The organism is Verrucosispora sp. WMMD703 (genome assembly GCF_049178935.1).
GTDB classification, from domain to species: domain Bacteria; phylum Actinomycetota; class Actinomycetes; order Mycobacteriales; family Micromonosporaceae; genus Micromonospora; species Micromonospora sediminimaris.
On sequence record NZ_JBMHMM010000004.1, the window covers coordinates 1,190,360 to 1,208,982 of the forward strand.

The window sequence follows — 18,623 nt, forward strand, 5'->3', positions numbered from 1 at the left end:
TGGTGTCAGTTCACCGCGCCGATGGAGACCGCGCCGCGGCCGACGACCGCGCCTTCGGTGGTCACCACGGTCAGCTCACCGTAGAGGCTCCGGCCCGCGGACGGGGCGGACTGGGCCGTCACCGTGCCCGAGATGGTGCCGGTGGCACCGTGGGCCAGGTTGAGCGGCGTGCTCGACGCCGAGAGGGTGCCGAGCGCCGGAGAGGAGAACGAGTCCCGGTAGTCGTACTCGGTGCTGCCACCGGCACCGTCGACCGAGTACGCCTCGACGACGACGGTGTAGGTGCCCGCAGCCGGGTTGTTGAGGGTCACGAACTCCTCCGAGTCCCCGTCCGCGTTGTACGCGATCAGGCTGCCGCCCCGGTAGACGAACAGGTCGAGGTCGGCACCGGCGTCCGACGTGTTACCGATGCGGGCGGTGAAGCTGGTGGCGCCCGCCGGCACATCCACGGTGAACTCCTGCGTCGCGTACTCGACGATGGTCGGCCGCTCCGCGTGCGAGCTGGCCAGCGCGCCGCCCTGGCCGGTCACCGTGACCGGGCCGAAGGTGTTCTTCAGCGACCAGGTGACCGGGGTCGGGGCGCCGGCGGTGACCGACGGCAGCTCGACCACGGCCGGCTCGACCGCGACGCCCTGCACCCGTGCCTGGATCTGGTACGGGTTGTTCAGCGACGGCGAGGTACGCCGGGACTCGACCTCGATCTCCCAGACACCCGGCATCGGGTTCTGGTAGTCGCGCTCGAAGGCGTTGCAGACGACCGTGCTGACGTGGTTGGTGAAGCAGGCCAGGCTGGAGGTGCTCTCCACCGGCACACCCCACGGGTTGAACGCGATGAAGCGCGTCTGCGACCCGGTGGCGATGCCGGAGAGGTTCACCTGCAGCGCACCGGCGCCCGGGGGCACCGTCACGAAGTACGACGTGGTGTTGTTCCGGTCCACCGAACCTTGCGCCGAGTAGGCGAAGTTGGGCTTGCTGACGTCGTTCGAGGCCACCACGACGGCGGAGACCTCGAAGTCGATCGTGTTGGTGGCCGGGTCGTCGACGGTCACGATCGTGCTGTGCGCGCCGACGGTCTTCGGCTTGGCGATGATCGTGATGGTGACGGGCGTGTTCAGCGGCAGCCTGACGTTCTTCGGCGCCGAGAAGGTGCCGTCGTTGCCGCGCAGACCCACGTTGTGCTTGACGTTGCCGGCCGGGCCGCTGGTCCGGGTCAGCGTGACCTGGTACGACTTCGACTGGTTGACCTTGTGGCCGCCGTCGGCGGAGCCGCAGCGGTTGTAGACGCCGGTGCCCTGGTGCGGAGTGGCCAGCAGGCCGGAGAGCACCGTGCAGACCGGGGCGTCGGAGGTGTACGAGCGGGTCTGCACACCCTTCTTCAGCAGCTTCCAGGCACCCGGCACGTTGAACATGCCGTAACCCTGCCCGTAGGTCGGGGTGTCGGCGATCGGCTTGGCCGAGGTGTAGATCGCCCGGCGCAGCATCTCCGGGGTGATGCCCTTGTCGGTCGCCCGAGCGGCCGAGAGCAGCAGTGCGGCGGCACCGGCGGCCTGCGGGGAGGCCATCGACGTGCCGTTGAACATGCCGTAGCCCGGCGGCAGCGAGTAGCCGGCCTCGGCGACGGGGCTGCCGGGCTGCCACACCGGGGTGGTGGAGATGGCCGAACCCGGCGCGGCGATGTTCGGCTTGGCGCCACCGTCCTCACGCGGGCCGCGCGAGGAGAAGTTGAACAGGGCGTTCTTCTTCTTGACCACCGAGCCGTAGTTGGCCAGCCAGGTGTCCTTGCTGACGCTGGCGGCGACGCTCACCACGTTTGTCGACGCCGACGGGTCGCCGATGGTGTTCACACCCGGGCCGGAGTTGCCGGCCGAGATGAACATCTGCACCCCGTACGTGGTGATCAGGTTGTTGTAGAGGGTGGCGCGGGCGTTGTTGCCGTCGTTGAGCGCGGGCAGGCCACCGATCGACATGTTGATCACGTCGACCCCGCGGTTGATCACCAGATCGGCCATGCCGGTGGTGAGCGCGGCGGCAGTGCAGCCACCGCCCCAGGAGCAGGCACGGGAGGAAACGATCTTGGCGCCGGGGGCGGCACCGTCGAAGGCGCCGTTGCCGAGCATGTCGTTCGCGGCGGTGATGCCGGCGACGTGCGTACCGTGGGCGCTCTCGATGATGCCGATGTTTACGTAGTCCACCAGGCCGGGACCGCCGACCGGGGTGGTGTCGACGTTCTTGCGGTACTCGACGACGAACGACATCCGCTCGGTGACCGGGGTCGCCGGGTTGTCGGTGCCGAAGTGGCCGACGTCGAACTTCTCCTTGTACGGCCGCATCACGGCCTCGTCGGTGAAGTCGCCGTCCTGGTCGGAGTCGACCCAGATGTTGTTGGTCGTCGGGTCGAACAGGATGCCGAACTGGTCGGTGTTGTCGCCGTCGCGGTTGACGTCACCGGCCGGGTCGCTGTTGTTTGTGATGTTCTCGCTGAACAGGTTGAACCGGTAGCTGCCGGCCGGCGCGGTCCAGGTGCGGCCGGCCAGGGCGAACGTAGGGCCGGTCACCTGGTTGATCATCGGCCGCCAGGTGGGGTCCTCGAACGGGTCGGTCGCGGTCACCCAGTCGACGATCTTGCGCTCACCGGTGGTGGTCTCCTGCAGTGCCGGGTGCTCCAGGTCCACACCGGAGTCCATGATGCCGATGGTGACGCCGCGGCCGTCCCACTTCTTGTGCTGCTTGACGAACTTGACCGCACCGGTCTCGTTCGTCGGCATGTAGGGGTTGTCGGCCTTGGTCTTGGTGCCAGGTCCGCTGAGCGTGCCGCCCTGCTTGCTGCCCTTCTTGCCGCCGGGGGCGACCTCGGGCTTCGGGTCCGGGAGCTGGATCTTCTCGTCCAGGTCGATGGCGGCCACGCCCGGCAGCTTGGCGGCCTTGACCGCCTTGCCGGTCGGCACCTTGGCGAGCACGTAACCGATGGTGTCGAAGCGCTCGGTGACGGCCGCGCCGAGGTCCTTGAGGTCGTCGGCGACGTCCCTCGCCTTGCCCTTGTCGGTGGCGACGATCATCGTGACGGTGGGGGCCTTCTTCGCCTCCGCTTCAGCGAGCAGCTTGGCGTCGTGCTGGTCCATCGCCTCGGCGGGGGTGGCCTGCGCGGCGTCCGGTCCGGCAGGAGCGGCGCTCGCGGTGGCGGCACCGCCCGCCACGGTCACGGCGCTGGCGGCCATCACCGAGGCGAAGAGCGCGGCCGAGGTACGCCGGCTCAGGTTTCGGGGTTTACTCACGTTCTCTTTCCTCCAGAGAACAGGGCGCCCTCAGATGCAGGGCACGCGTGAGCGAAATCCTTCGTGGTGCCGACCGTCGATGTCACTACCGTTGGGTACGTTGTGACCATCTCGTGATATGCGAGACGCTCATTGTCACATCGAAGATGGTAAGGGCTAATTTCAGTTAGACCGAGTTCGATCATCTGAAGTGGAATCAATGAGCAGCTCCGGCGCTTGAGGCTGCCGGGGAGCCAGCTCCACCTGCCCCGGGGTGGGCAGTTCCTGATCCGACACGCCCAGCTCGGCCAGTTTCCTGGCACTCACCAGCACCCGCGCCTCCAGCGAGCCCACCGCCCGGTTGTACGCGGTGACCGCACCACCGAGCGAGGCGCCGAGCTTGCCGACGTGGTCACCGAGGGTCGACAACCGTCCGTACAGCTCCCGCGCCACCGTGTGCACGGCCATCGCGTTGCGGGTCAGCTGCTCCTGCCGCCACGACCAGGCCACGGTACGCAGCAGCGCGACCAGGGTGGCCGGGGTGGCCAGCACCACGTTGCGGGCGAATGCGTGCTCCAACAGCGTCGGATCGCGTTGCAGGGCGACGTCCAGGAAAGGGTCGGCCGGCACGAACAGCACCACGAATTCCGGAGTGGACTCGAACGCGGCCCAGTACGACTTGGCGGCCAACGCGTCGACGTGCGCCCGAAGGTGTCTGGCGTGGGCGTCCAGGTGGGTGTCCCGGCCCCGCTCGTCGCGCGCCTCCATCGCGGTGAGGTACGCGTCGAACGGCGCCTTGGCGTCCACCACCACGCTCCGGCCGCCGTGCAGCCGAACCACCAGGTCGGGGCGTACCGTCTGCTGGTCGGTGGCGGCGGTCACCTGCTCGGCGAAGTCGCAGTGCTCCAACATGCCGGCGGCCTCGACGATGCGGCGCAACTGATGCTCGCCCCACCGGCCGCGTACCTGGGGCGCGCGCAAGGCCGCGACCAGCTGTTTCGTCTCCGTGCGCAGCTCACCCGAGACCGTGCTCATGGCGCGGACCTGCTCGCGCAGTTCGGCGTACGCGTCGACCCGCTCGCGTTCGAGGTCGGCGACCCGCTGCTCGTAACGCCGCAGCGTCTCGTGCAGCGGGGCCACCGCCCGGGCGACCGCCTCCTGCGACTGGGCCGTCGCCTCGTAGCTCAGCGCCCGCATCGACTGCTCCAGCCGACCCTCACCCTCGCGGGTGGCGCGCAGCGTGGCGTCCAGCCGGGCGATGTCGGTAGCCGAGCGGGCCCGGGCGGCGAACCAGCCGACCGCGCCGCCGGCACCGAGGCAGACGACGACAACCGCAAGGGTCGAGAACTCCATCCTCAGCAGCTTGCCAAAGACGGGCGCTGCGCACCCGTCCGGGCGCGCAGCGATTTCCGCAGCACCAGGCTCGTCGCAGCGGGCTCCACGCAACTCGCCTGATACTGCTGCCTCGACGACGCCCCAGAGTTGAGGCAGCAACATCCCTGAAACTGTGCGGATCTTGGGGCAAGATCCGCTGGCTCAGCCGGTGTTGCGCATGCCGGCCGCGATGCCGTTGACCGTGGTGAGCAGGGCCCGTTCCAGGGCCGTGCCGTCGCTGGGGGCGCGTCGGCCACCCGGAGCGGTGGCCACTGCCCGTCCGGCCGCACCCGAGTCGCGGTACTGCCGCAGCAGCGCCACCTGAAGGTGGTGCAACGGCTCCAGGTAGGTGTCGCGTACGGCGAGGGTGCGTTGCAGCACCGGGGAGTTCTCCAGCAGGTCCGGTGAGTCGGTGACCGCGAGCACCTCACGTCGGGTCAGCTCGTACTCCTGCTCGATCTTGTCGAAGATCGGGTGCAGCTTCTTCGGGACCAGGGTCTCCACGTACCGCCGGGCGATGCCGAGGTCGGTCTTGGTCAGCATCATCTCCACGTTGGACAGGAACGTGCGGAAGAAGTGCCAGTTGCGGTGCATCTCGGCCAGCACGTCGGAGAGCCCGGCCTCGCGGGCGGCGGCCAGGCCGGAGCCGACGCCGAACCAGCCGGGCACGATCTGCCGGGTCTGGGTCCAGCCGAACACCCACGGGATGGCCCGCAGCCCGGACAGCCCGGCACCGGTGTTCGGCCGCTTCGCCGGCCGGGAGCCGATGTTCAGCGCACCGAGCAGCTCGGTCGGGGTGGAAGCCCAGAAGTACGCGGGCAGGTCCGGATCCTCCACCAGCGAGCGGTACGACCGGAACGCCGACTCGGACACCACGTCCATCGCCGCGTCCCAGCGTTCCAACATCTCGGCGGGTTGCCGAGGCCCGGTGTGCAGCAGCGTCGCCTGGAGCACCGCGGCCACGCTCAGCTCCAGGTTCTCCCGGGCCAGGGCGGGCAGGGTGTACTTGTCGGAGATGACCTCGCCCTGCTCGGTCACCTTGATCGCCCCGTCCAGGGTGCCGTACGGCTGGGCCAGGATCGCGTCGTGGGTGGGGCCACCACCGCGCCCGACCGTGCCGCCGCGACCGTGGAAGAGGCGCAGGTGCACCCCGTGCCGGGCAGCCACGTCGCGCAGCGCGCGCTGGGCCCGGTGGATGGACCACTGGCTGGTGGTGATGCCGGCCTCCTTGTTGGAGTCGGAGTAACCGAGCATCACCTCCTGCACGTCGCCCCGGGCCGCCACCAGCGCCCGGTACGCCGGCAGCGACAGCAGCTCGTCGAGCAGTTCCCCGCCGGAGTTCAGCTCGGCCGGCGTCTCCAGCAGCGGCACGATGCCGATCCGGGCCCGGCCGCTGTGCACGTCGACCAGGCCGGCCTCGCGGGCGAGCACCACCGCGGCGAGCACGTCGTCCACGCCGAGGGTCATCGAGATGATGTACGACTCGATCACCTCGGAGCCGAACCGGTCCTGCGCCTCACGGATGGTGCTGAACACGTCGAAGGTCTTACGGGCCGACTCGCTCAGCGGGGTGTCCGCCGTCGACAGCGGCCGGCGGCCGGTCAGCTCGTCAGCGAGCAGCTTGGTGCGCTCCAACCGGCTCAGCGACGGGTAGTCGTCGACCTCACCCACCGCCGCGTACAGCTGGGTCAGCACCTCGTGGTGCTTCTCGGCGTGCTCACGTACGTCCATGGTCGCCAGGTGCAGGCCGAACGCGGAGACGGTACGGATGGTCGAGGCGAGCCGGCCGACGGCGGTGAGCTGGCCGGAGTTGCGGGCCAGCGAGGCGCGCAGCAGATCCAGGTCGGCGATCAGCTCGGCCGATCCACGGTAGTCGCGCCCCGGCACGTGCGGGGTGCCCTGGCGCAGCCGGGCCCGGGTGTTGGCGAGCTTGGCCCGGACACAACGGGCCTTGAGCCGGTACGGCTCCTCGGCGTTGACCCGGCGGAACCGGGGCGCCACCTCGGGCAGCGCGTCGAGGTCGGCGGCGAGGCTGGCGGACAGGTCGAGCGACACCCCGCGCAGCCGGCGGGACACCGACACCTCGTTGATCAGTTCTTCCATCGCCGCCTCGGTGGCGGTCAGGCCATGCTCGTGCTGAATGGCCAGCACCTCGCGGGTCACCGTGGGGGTGACGAACGGGTTGCCGTCCCGGTCACCGCCGATCCAGGTGCCGAAGGTCAGCGGCCGGGCCGTCGGCGAGGTCTCCACGCCGAGCGTACGGAGCGTCTCGGCGAGGTCGTCGAGCACCTGCGGAGCCGCCTCGGCGTACAGGTCACGCAGGTAGTAGATGGCGTTTCGCGCCTCGTCGGTCGGGTCCGGCCGGTCCAACCGCAGCTCGTCGGTCTGCCACATCAGGTCCAGCAGCTCGGCCAGCCGCCGGTTCGCCGGGCCCTCGTCGCTGGCGCCGTAGAGGATCGCGTTGGCCGTCTCGGCGTCCAACTCGTCGGCGATCGCGCGCAGCTTCGACAGTATCGAGCGGCGGGCCGCCTCGGTCGGGTGGGCGGTGAAGACCGGACGTACCGCCAACCGGCGGGCCACCGAGGCGATCTCCTCGGCCGGCACCCCGCGCTCGGCGATCATCTTGGCCGCCTGATCCAGCCAGCCGCCCTGGACGGCGCGCCGGCGGCGCAGGTCGCGGGCCCGGTGCACCTGCTCGGTGATGTTGGCCAGGTGGAAGTAGGTGGAGAAGGCGCGGGCCAGCTTGGTGCCGGTGGTCACATCCAGCCCGCCGAGCCGCCGGGCGGCGGCCGGGGCGTCGGTGCGGACCTGGGCCCGGATCTCCTCCACGAGGTCGAGTAGCGGGCGTCCCTCCTGGCGGGCCAGGGTCTGCCCGAGCAACGTGCCCAACCTGCGGATGTCGGCGCGCAGGGCGGCGTCGGGGCCGTCGTGATCGTGCTGGTCGGTCACCATGCGCTCCTCACGTCAAGTACGAAGGACAGCGCTGTCCGACTCCCCCGATCGTATCCACGCGAACCCGCCCGGAAGGAAGGGCCCCTTGATAACGCCCTTCGTTTCAGGGGGACCCTGCTCAGACTTCGACGCTGCCGAGGTGCGCCGGCCGAGGGCTTCCGGCAGTCGAAAACCGCTGGTCACCGCCGGTAGCGTCGGGACACGAGGTCGTTGGCTCAGCCCCCGAAGCCCCGACGTGAAGATCGAGTGGCGATCGTCTCACCCTCCGCCGGCCTGCCCGGTGCGCGACATCCACTCGACATGCGGGATGTCGCGGTATGCGCGCCGACGGAAGCCGCGACATCCCGTATCCGGAGTTGACCTTGCCCCTGAGCCCACGACGCTCGGTTGACGACGCCCCTCAGCCGACGACGGCGAAGGCGCGGACGGGGAAGGTGCCCATACCGGCCACCCTCGGCGGGGCGGCGGTGAATCGGAAGCCCTCCGGCGGCAGGGCGTCCAGCCCGGTCAGGTGCTCCACGATCGGGATGCCGGCGGCCAGCAGGAGGCTGTGCGCGGGCCGCTCTCCACCGGCCGCCGGACCCATGTCGTCAATGTTGATCGAGTCGATGCCGACCAGGGCGGCGCCCGCGTCGACCAGCGCCTGCGCGCCGTCACCGGTCAGGTGGGGCGCTTCCGGGGCGCCGTACCCGGGGGTGCCGAAGTGCGCGTCCCAGCCGGTGTGCAGCAGCACCGCCTTGCCGGCTACGTCGTACGGTGCCAGCAGCAGCCGGTCCACCGCGCGGGCGTCGGCGGGCAGCCGGACGACGAGCCCGGGCAGGTCGGCGAGCCGGTCCAGCGGGAAACCGGACAGGTCGGCACCGTCGGCGTACCGGTGGGCGGGGGTGTCCAGGTAGGTGCCGGTGTTGGCGATCATGTCGATCCGGGCCACGTGGAACTCGGTGCCCGGGGCGTAGTGCTTCCGGGACGCCTCGCGGGTCAGCCACTCGGTGATCTTCGGGGCCGGCCAGCCGGGCAGGGTGGTCATCCCGTCGGTGACCAGGTGACTCAGCTCGATCAGCCGCCGCCCGTGGACGCCGCCCGGGGCACCTCGGACGGCGCGACCGCCCTTGTGCGGTTCCTCGATGACCGTTTTGTTGGTGATCCGTACCTCGGAGACCATCAGCAGGCCGAGATGCCGGACGAACAGCGCCGCCAGGTCGGCGTCGTCGATCGTGTCGCCCGGGATGTCCAGCCGGAATCCCTCGGTGCTCAGGCCGCCGCCGTTGGCGAACGCGACCTCCGCGTCGAACTGTGCCCGCCACTGCCCACTCACGCCTACACCCGATCACCCCCCGCCCGACCAGTCAAGATTCACTCCCGCCCTGCCGCCCCCGGGCGAGGCGACAACTTCGGGGAAAGCGCAGCCTCCCTCGCACCGCAGCCTGCACCTTCCCCGAAGTTGCGCACGCTCGCGGGGTGGGGGTGGGTGGGGTGGTAAACGGGGAGGCGGTCGGGGGGCGGAGCTAGGCTGGCATCCGTACACCCCCCGTCCGGCCGGACGCGGGGTGATCGTCGTGTCCCCACCTCGGAAGTGATCATGACTGCGCTCACCGGACTGTTCGCCGCCGCCCTGGCCGACCCGGGCCTGGCCCGCGTCCGTGACCTGGCGCGCTCCGGTGCGGCCCAGGTCGACGGGCTCGACCTGACCGCCCCGCCGGCGCTGCGCCCGTTCGCGGTCGCCGCGGTGGCGGCGGATCCCGACCACCGGGCCGGCGGCCCGGTTAGCGGCGGAAGCCCGGGTGGCGACGCGATCGCTGGCGGAGCGGGTCGGCCGGTGCTGGCGGTCACCGCCACCAGCCGCGAGGCCGAGGACCTCGTCGCCGCGCTGGGCAGCCTGCTGCCGCCCGAGCAGGTGGCGATCTTCCCGAGCTGGGAGACGCTGCCGCACGAGCGGCTCTCACCGCGCTCCGACACCGTCGGCCGGCGGTTGGCCGTGCTGCGTCGGCTCGCGCATCCGGACTCGACGGACGCGCACGGGCGCACCGGCCCGCTGCGGGTGGTGGTGGCCCCCGTCCGCTCGGTGCTGCAACCCCAGCTCAAGGGGCTCGGCGATCTGGAACCTGTCCGGCTGGCCGCCGGTGACGAGGCCGACCTGGAGCAGATCGCCCGCCGGCTGACCGACATGGCGTACGCCCGGGTCGACCTGGTCACCAAGCGGGGCGAGTTCGCCGTACGCGGCGGTATCCTCGACGTCTTCCCGCCCACCGACGAGTACCCGTCCCGGGTCGAGTTCTGGGGCGACGAGGTGGAGGAGATCCGCACCTTCGCCGTCGCCGACCAGCGCACCATCGAGCAGGTCGCCCAGCTCTGGGCCCCGCCCTGCCGGGAACTGCTGCTCACCCCCGAGATCCGGGACCGGGCCGCCACGCTCGCGCAGCAGCACCCGGAGCTGGCCGAGATCCTGGACAAGCTGGCCGGCGGGGTGCCGGTGGAGGGCATGGAGTCCCTGGCCCCGGCGCTGATCGGCAACGACTCGATGGAGTTGCTGCTCGACTGCATGCCAGCCGGCACCCACGTACTCCTCTGCGACCCGGAGCGGATCCGCACCCGGGCGCACGACCTGGTGCGTACCTCGGAGGAGTTCCTTCAGGCCAGCTGGGCCGCGGCCGCCGTCGGTGGCCAGGCCCCGGTCGACCTCGGCGCCGCCGCCTTCCACACCCTCGCCGACGTACGCGCGCACGCCGCGACCCTGCGCCAGCCCTGGTGGACGCTGTCCCCGTTCGGCCTGGCCGAGCCGGTCGGCCCGGCCGCGACCCGGCAGCCGTGGGAGGACGAGCCGGAGACGGTCGACGTCACTCCCGATGACGCCATCGCGGTGGCGCTGACCGCCCAGCCCGCACCGCTCTACCACGGGGAGACCGCCCGGGTGGTCGACGACCTGAAGCGGTGGGCCGGCGAGGGCTGGTCGATCGCGCTGGTCTTCGAGGGCCACGGCCCCGCCCAGCGGGCCGTCGAGGTGCTCCGCGACGGCGGTCTCGGTGCCCGGCTGACCGAGGAGGTGCCGGCCGCGCCCGCCCCGGGTGAGCTGCTTGTCACCTGCGGCAGCCTGACCGGTGGCTTCGTCGACGAGGCGGCCCGGTTCGTGCTGCTCACCGGCAGCGACGTGACCGGTGGTCGGGGGGTGTCCACCCGTGACATGCGGAAGATGCCGAGCCGGCGGCGCAACACCATCGACCCGCTGGAGCTGCGCGCCGGTGACCACGTGGTGCACGAGCAGCACGGCATCGGCCGGTACGTCGAGCTGGTGCAGCGGACCGTGAACGGCGCCTCCCGGGAATACCTCGTCATCGAGTACGCCCCGAGCAAGCGCGGTCAGCCCGGTGACCGGCTCTTCGTCCCCACCGACCAGCTCGACCAGCTGAGCCGCTACGTCGGCGGCGAGCAGCCGACCCTGCACAAGATGGGCGGCTCGGACTGGCAGAAGTCCAAGGCCCGGGCCCGCAAGGCGGTCCGCGAGATCGCCGCCCAGCTGATCCAGCTCTACGCCGCCCGCCAGGCGTCCAAGGGGCACAACTTCGGCCCGGACACCCCGTGGCAGCGGGAATTGGAGGATGCCTTCCCCTGGCAGGAGACGCCCGACCAGCTCGCCGCCATCGAAGAGGTCAAGCGGGACATGGAGCAGAGCATCCCGATGGACCGGCTGATCTGCGGCGACGTCGGCTACGGCAAGACCGAGATCGCGGTACGGGCGGCGTTCAAGGCGGTGCAGGACGGCAAGCAGGTCGCCGTGCTGGTGCCGACCACCCTGCTGGTGCAGCAGCACTACAACACCTTCGCCGAGCGGATGAGTCAGTTCCCGGTGACCATCCGGCAGCTGTCCCGCTTCCAGACGCCGAAGGAGGCCGAGCAGACCCTCGCCATGGTCGCCGACGGCACCGCCGACATCGTCATCGGCACCCACCGGCTGCTGGCGTCGGCCACCCGGTTCAAGTCGCTCGGGTTGGTCATCGTCGACGAGGAGCAGCGCTTCGGCGTCGAGCACAAGGAGCACCTCAAGTCGATGCGGGCGGCGGTCGACGTGCTGAGCATGTCGGCCACCCCGATCCCGCGCACCCTGGAGATGGCGATCACCGGCATCCGGGAGATGTCCACAATCGCCACCCCACCGGAAGAGCGGCACCCGGTGCTCACCGCCGTCGGTGCGCAGGACGACCGGCAGGTGGCCGCCGCGATCCACCGCGAGCTGCTCCGCGACGGGCAGGTCTTCTACCTGCACAACCGGGTGGAGTCGATCGAACGGGCGGCCCGACGCCTGCGCGAGCTGGTGCCCGAGGCCCGGGTGGCGGTGGCGCACGGGCAGCTGGGCGAGGACGCCTTGGAGAAGGTGATGGTCGGCTTCTGGGAGAAGGAGTACGACGTCCTGGTCTGCACCACGATCGTGGAGTCCGGCATCGACATCCCGAACGCCAACACGCTGATCGTGGAGCGGGCCGACCTGCTCGGCCTGGCCCAGCTGCACCAGATCCGGGGCCGGGTGGGCCGCGGTCGGGAGCGGGCGTACGCGTACTTCCTCTATCCGGGGGACAAGCCGCTCACCGAGCACGCCCACGAGCGGCTGGCCACCATCGCCCAGCACACCGAGCTGGGCGCCGGCATGTACGTGGCCATGAAGGACCTGGAGATCCGGGGGGCCGGCAACCTGCTCGGCGGCGAGCAGTCCGGGCACATCGAGGGCGTCGGGTTCGACCTGTACGTGCGGATGGTCGGCGAGGCGGTGCAGGCGTTCAAGGGCGAGCGTCCGGAGGAGGAGGCCGACATCAAGATCGATCTCCCGGTGGACGCGCACCTGCCGCACGACTACGTGGGGGTGGAGCGGCTGCGCCTGGAGATGTACCGCAAGCTCGCCGAGGCCCGCGACTCCGAGCGGCTGCGGGAGGTGGCCGCCGAGATGACCGACCGGTACGGCGAGCCACCCGCGCCGGTGCAGAACCTGATCGCGGTGGCCCGGTTCCGGCTGCTGGCCCGGTCCTACGGCCTCACCGACGTCAGCATGCAGGGCAAGCACATCCGGCTCGGCCCGCTGCCGTTGCCGGACTCCAAGCAGCTGCGGCTCAAGCGCTACCACCCCGACTCGGTCTACAAGGCGGCCCTGGACCAGGTAAGCGTCCCCCGCCCGACCACCCGCCGGGTCGGTGGCGAGCCACTGCGCGACCAGGCCCTGCTGGAGTGGTGCGCCCAGTTGCTCTCCGACGTGCTCGGCGTACCCGCCGGTGTCAGCGGTGGGTAAGGGGCATGAGAGAGTGACGGACATGCGTGCTCGCCGTCTTGTCGCCGTCGCCAGCGTGGCGGTCGGCCTCGTCGCCCTCGCCGGTTGCCGTTCCGAGCCTGGTGTCGCCGCGTACGTCGGTGACCACCGGATCACCGAGGACGCGGTCACCGAGGTCATCGACGACGCTCAGGCGAAGAACCCGACCCCGACCGAGGGGGCTGAGGCGCCGCTCGGCGAGGAGCCACAGCTGCCCGGCCAGGAGCCCCAGTTGCCCGGGCGCAGCCAGGTGGTGAGCACCCTGGTGCTCAGCGAGGTCTGCGAGCGGATCTCCGCCGACGAGGGTTACCGGCCGCAGAGCCAGGTCGACCCCGCGCAGGTGGCACAGGGCATCGGTCTGAGCCCGGAGACCGGGTACGTGCGGCAGGTCGCCGAGCTGTACACCTGCCTGTCCGGCATTCCGATCGGCGCTCCGGTGGCCCCCACCGAGCAGGAGCTGACCGACCTGGTCGAGGCGGGCAAGCGGGCCGGCGCGGTGCCGCCCGAGGTGACCGTCGAGCAGGCCGCCTCCCAGCTCGACGGGGAGCAGCTGCGCCAGGCCCTGGCCAACCGCAACTCGCTGCGGGAGGCGGTCGAGACGTACGACGTGACGGTCAACCCCCGGTACCGGCCGTTGGTGTTCCCGGTGCTGAGCTTCACCGGGCAGGCCGTCGCGGTGGGCGTGCCGCTGGGTGAGCCGGCCTCCGACGCGGTAAACGACATCTCCACCCCGAGGCCGCGGCCCGAGCCGGCCGTGCCGACCGACGGCTGAGCATGCCCCGGATCGTCCTGCTGGTGACCTCGCCCCGGTTGCCGGCCGGGCTGTTGACGGCAGCCGCCTGGGACGTCGTACGCGCGGCTCCGGTGCTGGCCGCCGAGGAGAGCGAGCTGACCACGGCGCTGCGGTCGGCGGGCGCCGAGGTGCGGGTTCTCGACGGGCCGCCGGTGCCGTCGCTGCTGGACGCGGCGGCGGCGCAGGACACGGTGGTCTGGCTGGCCGGCCCGGCCGGGGACGAGTCGCTGGCCCGGGAGCTGGGGCTGCGCCTGGCCCGCGAGCCGGGGCTGGCGGAGCTGGAGCTGATGTACGGCTCGTGGGATCCGCCGGGTGCGCGGCTGCTGGACGCGGTGGCCGTGCTCGACCGGCTGCTCTCGCCCGGCGGGGATCCGTGGAAGCGGGCGCAGACCCACCGTAGCCTGGCCGGGTTCCTGCTGGAGGAGAGCTACGAGGCGTACGACGCGATAAGCGCCGGGGACACCGACGCGTTGCGCGAGGAGCTGGGCGACGTGCTGCTTCAGGTGGTGCTGCACGCCCGGCTGGCCGAGGAGCTGCCCGAGGACGAGCGCTGGAGCATCGACGACGTGGCCGGTGGGCTGGTGGACAAGATGATCCGGCGTAACCCGCACGTCTTCGCGGGTGCCGAGGCGGGCACCCTGGAGGAGATCACCGCCAACTGGGAGCGGATCAAGCAGGCGGAGAAGGCCCGCGGCTCCGTCCTCGACGGCATCGCGTTGAGCCAGCCGGCGCTCGCCCTGGCAGCGAAGATCCTGGAGCGTGCCGCCCGCGTCGGCATCACCGCGCCGCTGCCGGCACCGGAGGCACAACCCGATCCGGAAACCGCCCTCGGCGCCCACCTGCTCGCCGCCGTCGCCCAGGCCCACGCCGCCGACCTTGACCCCGAAGCCGCCCTCCGCCGCACCACCCTGGCGCACGCCCGAACCATCCGCACCACCGAATCAACCCCACCCCCACCCCCACCCCCCACCCCCACCGCCCCCCACACCACCGGTTGATCAAGAAGTTTGCGTCTGCTGACCGGCCTTGGGCCGACCAGAACTTCTTGATCAACTGGCGTGTCGGGGGCGGGTGGTTAGGGTCGGGGGGTGGAGCGGTTTCAGGTGGTGGGGGAGCGGGTTGTCGAGGCGTTGCTGGGGAGTCGGCCAGGGCTCGCCGGGACGGCGGGGGATCATCGGGTCGACGACCGGCTGCCGGACTTCTCGGCCGACGCGGTCGCGGGGGACCGGGCGATGCTTGTCGACGCGGCCAGCGCGCTTGTCGAGATCGACCCCGACGACCTCGACATCGAGGAGCGGGTCGACCAGGCCCTGCTCTCCGCCCTAGTCGACCGGGAACTGTTCGAGCTGACCGAGATCCGAGGGCACGAGTGGGATCCGCTCGTGCACAACCCCGGTCCACTGCTGCACGCCCTGCTGTCCCGCCCGTACGCGCCGGTGGAGGTGCGGTTGACCGCCCTCGCCGGCCGCCTCGCCGCCGTACCGGATTCGTTCGCGACCGCGCGCGCGACCTTGCGTGACATGCCCCGGGTGCACGCCGAGACGGCGGTCGGGCAGTTCACCGGTGTGGCGGCGCTGATCCGCGACGAGGTACCCGCGCTGCTCGCGCAGGCGCCTGCCGGCATCGACCGGATCGAGCCGGCCGCCACCGCGGCGCTGGCCGCGCTCGACGAGTTCGTCGCCTGGCTACGCACCGGCCTGGCGGCCGACGCCGGCCCGGGGCGCGATCCCCGGCTGGGCCGGCGGCGCTGGGAGGCACGCCTGTGGCACGAACTCGACACCGAGTTGGGTGCCGCCGAGATCCAGCGCCGGGCCTGGGCGAACCTCGACCGGGTCACCGACGAGATCCGCGCGGCGGCGGTCGAGCTGGTCGGTGGTCCGGCCGACGACGAGACCGTACGCCGAGCCCTCGACCTGCTCGCCGCCGAACATCCCGACGACCACACCATCGTGGACCTGGCCTCGATCACCCTGGACGAGACGAGTGATTTCGTCCGGGCCAACGACCTGGTGACCGTGCCGGAGGACCCGTGCGCCATCCAGGTGATGCCGCAGTTCGCCCGGGGCGTGGCGGTGGCCTACTGCGACGCGCCCGGCGGCTTGGAGACAGCCGCCGTGCCGACGTTCTACTGCATCGCACCGACGCCGGTGGACTGGCCCGCCCACCGCGTGGAGTCGTTCTACCGCGAGTACAACGACCACATGATCCGCAACCTCACCGTGCACGAGGCGATGCCGGGCCACTTCCTTCAACTCGCCCACGCCCGGCGTTACGCCGGCTCCACCAGGGTACGGTCGTTGACCCGCTCCGGCCCGTTCGTCGAGGGGTGGGCGGTCTACGCCGAGGAGCTGATGGTCGGCTGTGGCTTCGGTGGCCTGCCGGTGCGGTTGCAGCAGCTGAAGATGCAGCTACGGATGACCCTCAACGCGCTGCTCGACCAGCTGACGCACGCCGAGGACCTGCCCGAGGCCGAGGCGATGGCGCTGCTGACCGGACGCGGCTTCCAGGAGGAGGGCGAGGCGGCGGGCAAATGGCGCCGCGCGCTGCTGACCTCGGCTCAGCTGTCGACGTACTTCGTCGGCTACAGCGAGGTGGCCGAGATCGCCGCCGCCCGGCCACCGCACGTGTCGCTGCGGGACTGGCACGACCGGATGCTCGCCCACGGCAGTCCACCCCCGCGCCACCTGCGTACCCTGCTCGACCTGTAGGCCGCGCCTCGCCCGGCTGCCGGGCGTCGGCTCAGGGGCCCTCGGTGCGCCGGTCCACCACGTCGGCACCCGCCGGCAGGTCGAAGGCGCCGCCGTCGACCTGATCGCGGAAGCGGCTCAGCGCCAGCTCGACAGGTTGCCCGTCGACCTGGCCGGTGAAGCTGCCCAGCGCGCCCTCGCCGGTCACGCAGGCGGTGAAGCTCTCCGAGTCCTGGCGTACGTCGACACAGGTCGAGTGGTGGCCGACGACCGTGCTGCTGCGCTCGTTGATGACCGCATCCGGATCCAACGCCGCGGCGGTCAGCCGACCCATCACCATCGGAGGGGTGACCAGCCCCTGTAGCTCGGCCTCGGCGAAGACCACGACCGAGGGCTTGCTGTTGGGCGCGGGCGGTTCCTCAAGCGTGCAGACGGTCCGGTCGCCGTCGGTGTCGCATCGGGTGGTCGCCTCGTCGGTGACTGTCACCTTTCCGCCGGGCCAGGTGTAGCTGGACCGGGCCGGGTCCTGCGACTGGACGAAGGAGGCGCTCCGCCCGCCGGGAAGCTGGTACTCCGCCGAGTAGGTCAGCTCCAGCGCCCGGTCCATCCGCGCGGCGAGATCGTTGACGATGTCGGATCGACCCATGGCTCGTCCGGCGTCGTCCAGCGCCTGACAGCCGGTGACGGTGAGCAACGCGATGACCGACACAGCGAGCGTACGGAGAGTGGTCGAGGCGGCGGGCATGGCGACCAGCCTTGTCGATCGGGTCCCACTCGTGCAAACCGGTTGCCGGTTGAGGCACGAGAATCCGGGAATGTCCGACCCGTCGGGTACCGGAGCGTGGTCGTTGACCCGCCCGGTCGCCGTGCCGGGGAGCGGGGACCGATACGCTGCGTTCAACACCTGCCGCTGCCGCACCGTCGCGGCCCAAACCGGACGAGACCACACGAACGAGGAGCGACTCAGTGGCAACCATCGAGGTAATCGAGGCTCGGGAGATCCTGGACTCGCGGGGCAACCCGACGGTCGAGGTCGAGGTCGGGCTCGACGACGGCACGATCTCCCGGGCGGCGGTGCCCTCCGGCGCCTCGACCGGCGCCTTCGAGGCGATCGAGCTGCGCGACGGTGACAAGGGCCGCTACCTGGGCAAGGGAGTGGAGAAGGCGGTCGCCAACATCGAGGACCGGATCGTCGACCAGCTCATCGGCTACGAAGCCAGCGAGCAGCGGGCGATCGACCAGAAGATGCTCGACATCGACGGCACCGACAACAAGGCCGAGCTGGGCGCCAACGCGATCCTCGGAGTCTCCCTGGCGGTGGCGAAGGCCGCGGCCGGCAGCGCCGACCTGAGCCTCTTCCGCTACCTGGGTGGGCCGAACGCGCACCTGCTGCCGGTGCCGATGATGAACATCCTCAACGGTGGGGCACACGCCGACAGCAACGTCGACATCCAGGAGTTCATGATCGCGCCGATCGGCGCGCCGAGCTTCCGGGAGGCGCTGCGTTCCGGCGCCGAGGTGTACCACGCGCTCAAGTCGGTGCTGAAGAAGAAGGATCTGTCCACCGGGCTCGGTGACGAGGGCGGCTTCGCGCCGAACCTGCCCACCAACGCCGCCGCGCTGGACCTGATCGCAGAGGCGGTGGAAAAGGCCGGCTACCGGCTCGGCACCGACATCGTCTTCGCCCTCGACGTCGCCGCCACCGAGTTCTTCGCCGACGGCAGCTACACCTTCGAGGGCGCGGCCAAGAGCGCCGCGGAGATGAGCGAGTACTACACCAAGCTTGCCGACGCGTACCCGATCGTCTCCATCGAGGACCCGCTGGCCGAGGACGACTGGACCGGCTGGCAGACGCTGACCGCGGCGATCGGTGACCGGGTCCAGATCGTCGGCGACGACCTGTTCGTCACCAACCCGCAGCGCATCGCCCGGGGCATCGCCGAGAAGGCGGCGAACGCGGTGCTGGTCAAGGTCAACCAGATCGGTTCGCTCACGGAGACGCTGGACGCGGTGGACCTGGCCCACCGGGCCGGCTTCAAGTGCATGATGAGCCACCGCTCCGGCGAGACCGAGGACACCACCATCGCCGACCTCGCGGTGGCCACCGGCTGCGGTCAGATCAAGACCGGTGCGCCGGCGCGGTCGGACCGGGTCGCGAAGTACAACCAGCTGCTGCGGATCGAGGAGGAGCTGGCCGACGCGGCGCGGTACGCCGGGGCGGGCGCCTTCCCGCGCTACCGTTCCGCCTGACGGATGCCGTACCTCGGGGGAGGGGTGTG

10 protein-coding genes are annotated in these 18,623 nt (G+C 71.1%); 5 read left to right on the forward strand and 5 right to left on the reverse strand.

Features of this window, described 5'->3' with window-relative positions; genetic code table 11:
- Window positions 1-5: 5 nt before the first annotated feature.
- From ACN26Z_RS06170 to ACN26Z_RS06185, 4 genes are all read right to left on the reverse strand, one after another.
- On the reverse strand, window positions 6-3,272 hold the full coding sequence (locus ACN26Z_RS06170; RefSeq protein ID WP_421460191.1) for a S8 family serine peptidase: 3,267 nt from the start codon (window positions 3,270-3,272) through the stop codon (window positions 6-8).
- A gap of 162 nt (window positions 3,273-3,434) precedes the next feature.
- Window positions 3,435-4,604, reverse strand: a complete 1,170-nt coding sequence (locus ACN26Z_RS06175) for a DNA recombination protein RmuC (protein ID WP_421460192.1) — start codon at window positions 4,602-4,604, stop codon at window positions 3,435-3,437.
- A 183-nt stretch (window positions 4,605-4,787) separates the two neighbouring features.
- Window positions 4,788-7,574: a phosphoenolpyruvate carboxylase gene (ppc, locus tag ACN26Z_RS06180; RefSeq protein ID WP_093406668.1), complete on the reverse strand. Its 2,787-nt coding sequence runs from the start codon at window positions 7,572-7,574 to the stop codon at window positions 4,788-4,790.
- A gap of 403 nt (window positions 7,575-7,977) precedes the next feature.
- A complete protein-coding gene (locus ACN26Z_RS06185; protein ID WP_421460193.1) occupies window positions 7,978-8,892 on the reverse strand; it encodes a cyclase family protein in 915 nt (304 codons plus the stop codon).
- A gap of 264 nt (window positions 8,893-9,156) precedes the next feature.
- Here ACN26Z_RS06185 and mfd point away from each other — a divergent pair, with 264 nt between their 5' ends.
- From mfd to ACN26Z_RS06205, 4 genes are all read left to right on the forward strand, one after another.
- Window positions 9,157-12,846 (forward strand): transcription-repair coupling factor, encoded by a 3,690-nt coding sequence (gene mfd, locus ACN26Z_RS06190; RefSeq protein WP_421460194.1) that lies wholly within the window; start codon window positions 9,157-9,159, stop codon window positions 12,844-12,846.
- A gap of 22 nt (window positions 12,847-12,868) precedes the next feature.
- On the forward strand, window positions 12,869-13,636 hold the full coding sequence (locus ACN26Z_RS06195; protein WP_093406344.1) for a hypothetical protein: 768 nt from the start codon (window positions 12,869-12,871) through the stop codon (window positions 13,634-13,636).
- 2 nt (window positions 13,637-13,638) lie between these two features.
- Window positions 13,639-14,655 carry a nucleoside triphosphate pyrophosphohydrolase gene (locus tag ACN26Z_RS06200; protein ID WP_421460196.1) on the forward strand — a complete coding sequence of 339 codons (1,017 nt, stop codon included), beginning with the start codon at window positions 13,639-13,641 and terminating at the stop codon, window positions 14,653-14,655.
- 90 nt (window positions 14,656-14,745) lie between these two features.
- Window positions 14,746-16,365 carry a DUF885 domain-containing protein gene (locus ACN26Z_RS06205; RefSeq protein WP_421460197.1) on the forward strand — a complete coding sequence of 540 codons (1,620 nt, stop codon included), beginning with the start codon at window positions 14,746-14,748 and terminating at the stop codon, window positions 16,363-16,365.
- A gap of 31 nt (window positions 16,366-16,396) precedes the next feature.
- Here the strand turns inward: ACN26Z_RS06205 and ACN26Z_RS06210 are convergent, their stop codons facing one another.
- Complete coding sequence (locus tag ACN26Z_RS06210; protein WP_421460198.1) at window positions 16,397-17,089, reverse strand: hypothetical protein; 693 nt, start codon at window positions 17,087-17,089, stop codon at window positions 16,397-16,399.
- 221 nt (window positions 17,090-17,310) lie between these two features.
- Between ACN26Z_RS06210 and eno the strand changes: the two genes are divergently transcribed.
- A complete protein-coding gene (eno, locus tag ACN26Z_RS06215; protein ID WP_093406354.1) occupies window positions 17,311-18,594 on the forward strand; it encodes a phosphopyruvate hydratase in 1,284 nt (427 codons plus the stop codon).
- Window positions 18,595-18,623 lie beyond the last annotated feature (29 nt).

Excerpts from the sequence above, each read along its gene's own strand:
- mfd (WP_421460194.1), top strand. The coding sequence starts at position 9,157 with ATGACTGCGCTCACCGGACTGTTCGCCGCCGCCCTGGCCGACCCGGGC.
- ACN26Z_RS06200 (WP_421460196.1), top strand. The coding sequence starts at position 13,639 with ATGCCCCGGATCGTCCTGCTGGTGACCTCGCCCCGGTTGCCGGCCGGG.
- ACN26Z_RS06175 (WP_421460192.1), bottom strand. The coding sequence starts at position 4,604 with ATGGAGTTCTCGACCCTTGCGGTTGTCGTCGTCTGCCTCGGTGCCGGC.
- ACN26Z_RS06210 (WP_421460198.1), bottom strand. The coding sequence starts at position 17,089 with ATGCCCGCCGCCTCGACCACTCTCCGTACGCTCGCTGTGTCGGTCATC.
- ACN26Z_RS06195 (WP_093406344.1), top strand. The coding sequence starts at position 12,869 with ATGCGTGCTCGCCGTCTTGTCGCCGTCGCCAGCGTGGCGGTCGGCCTC.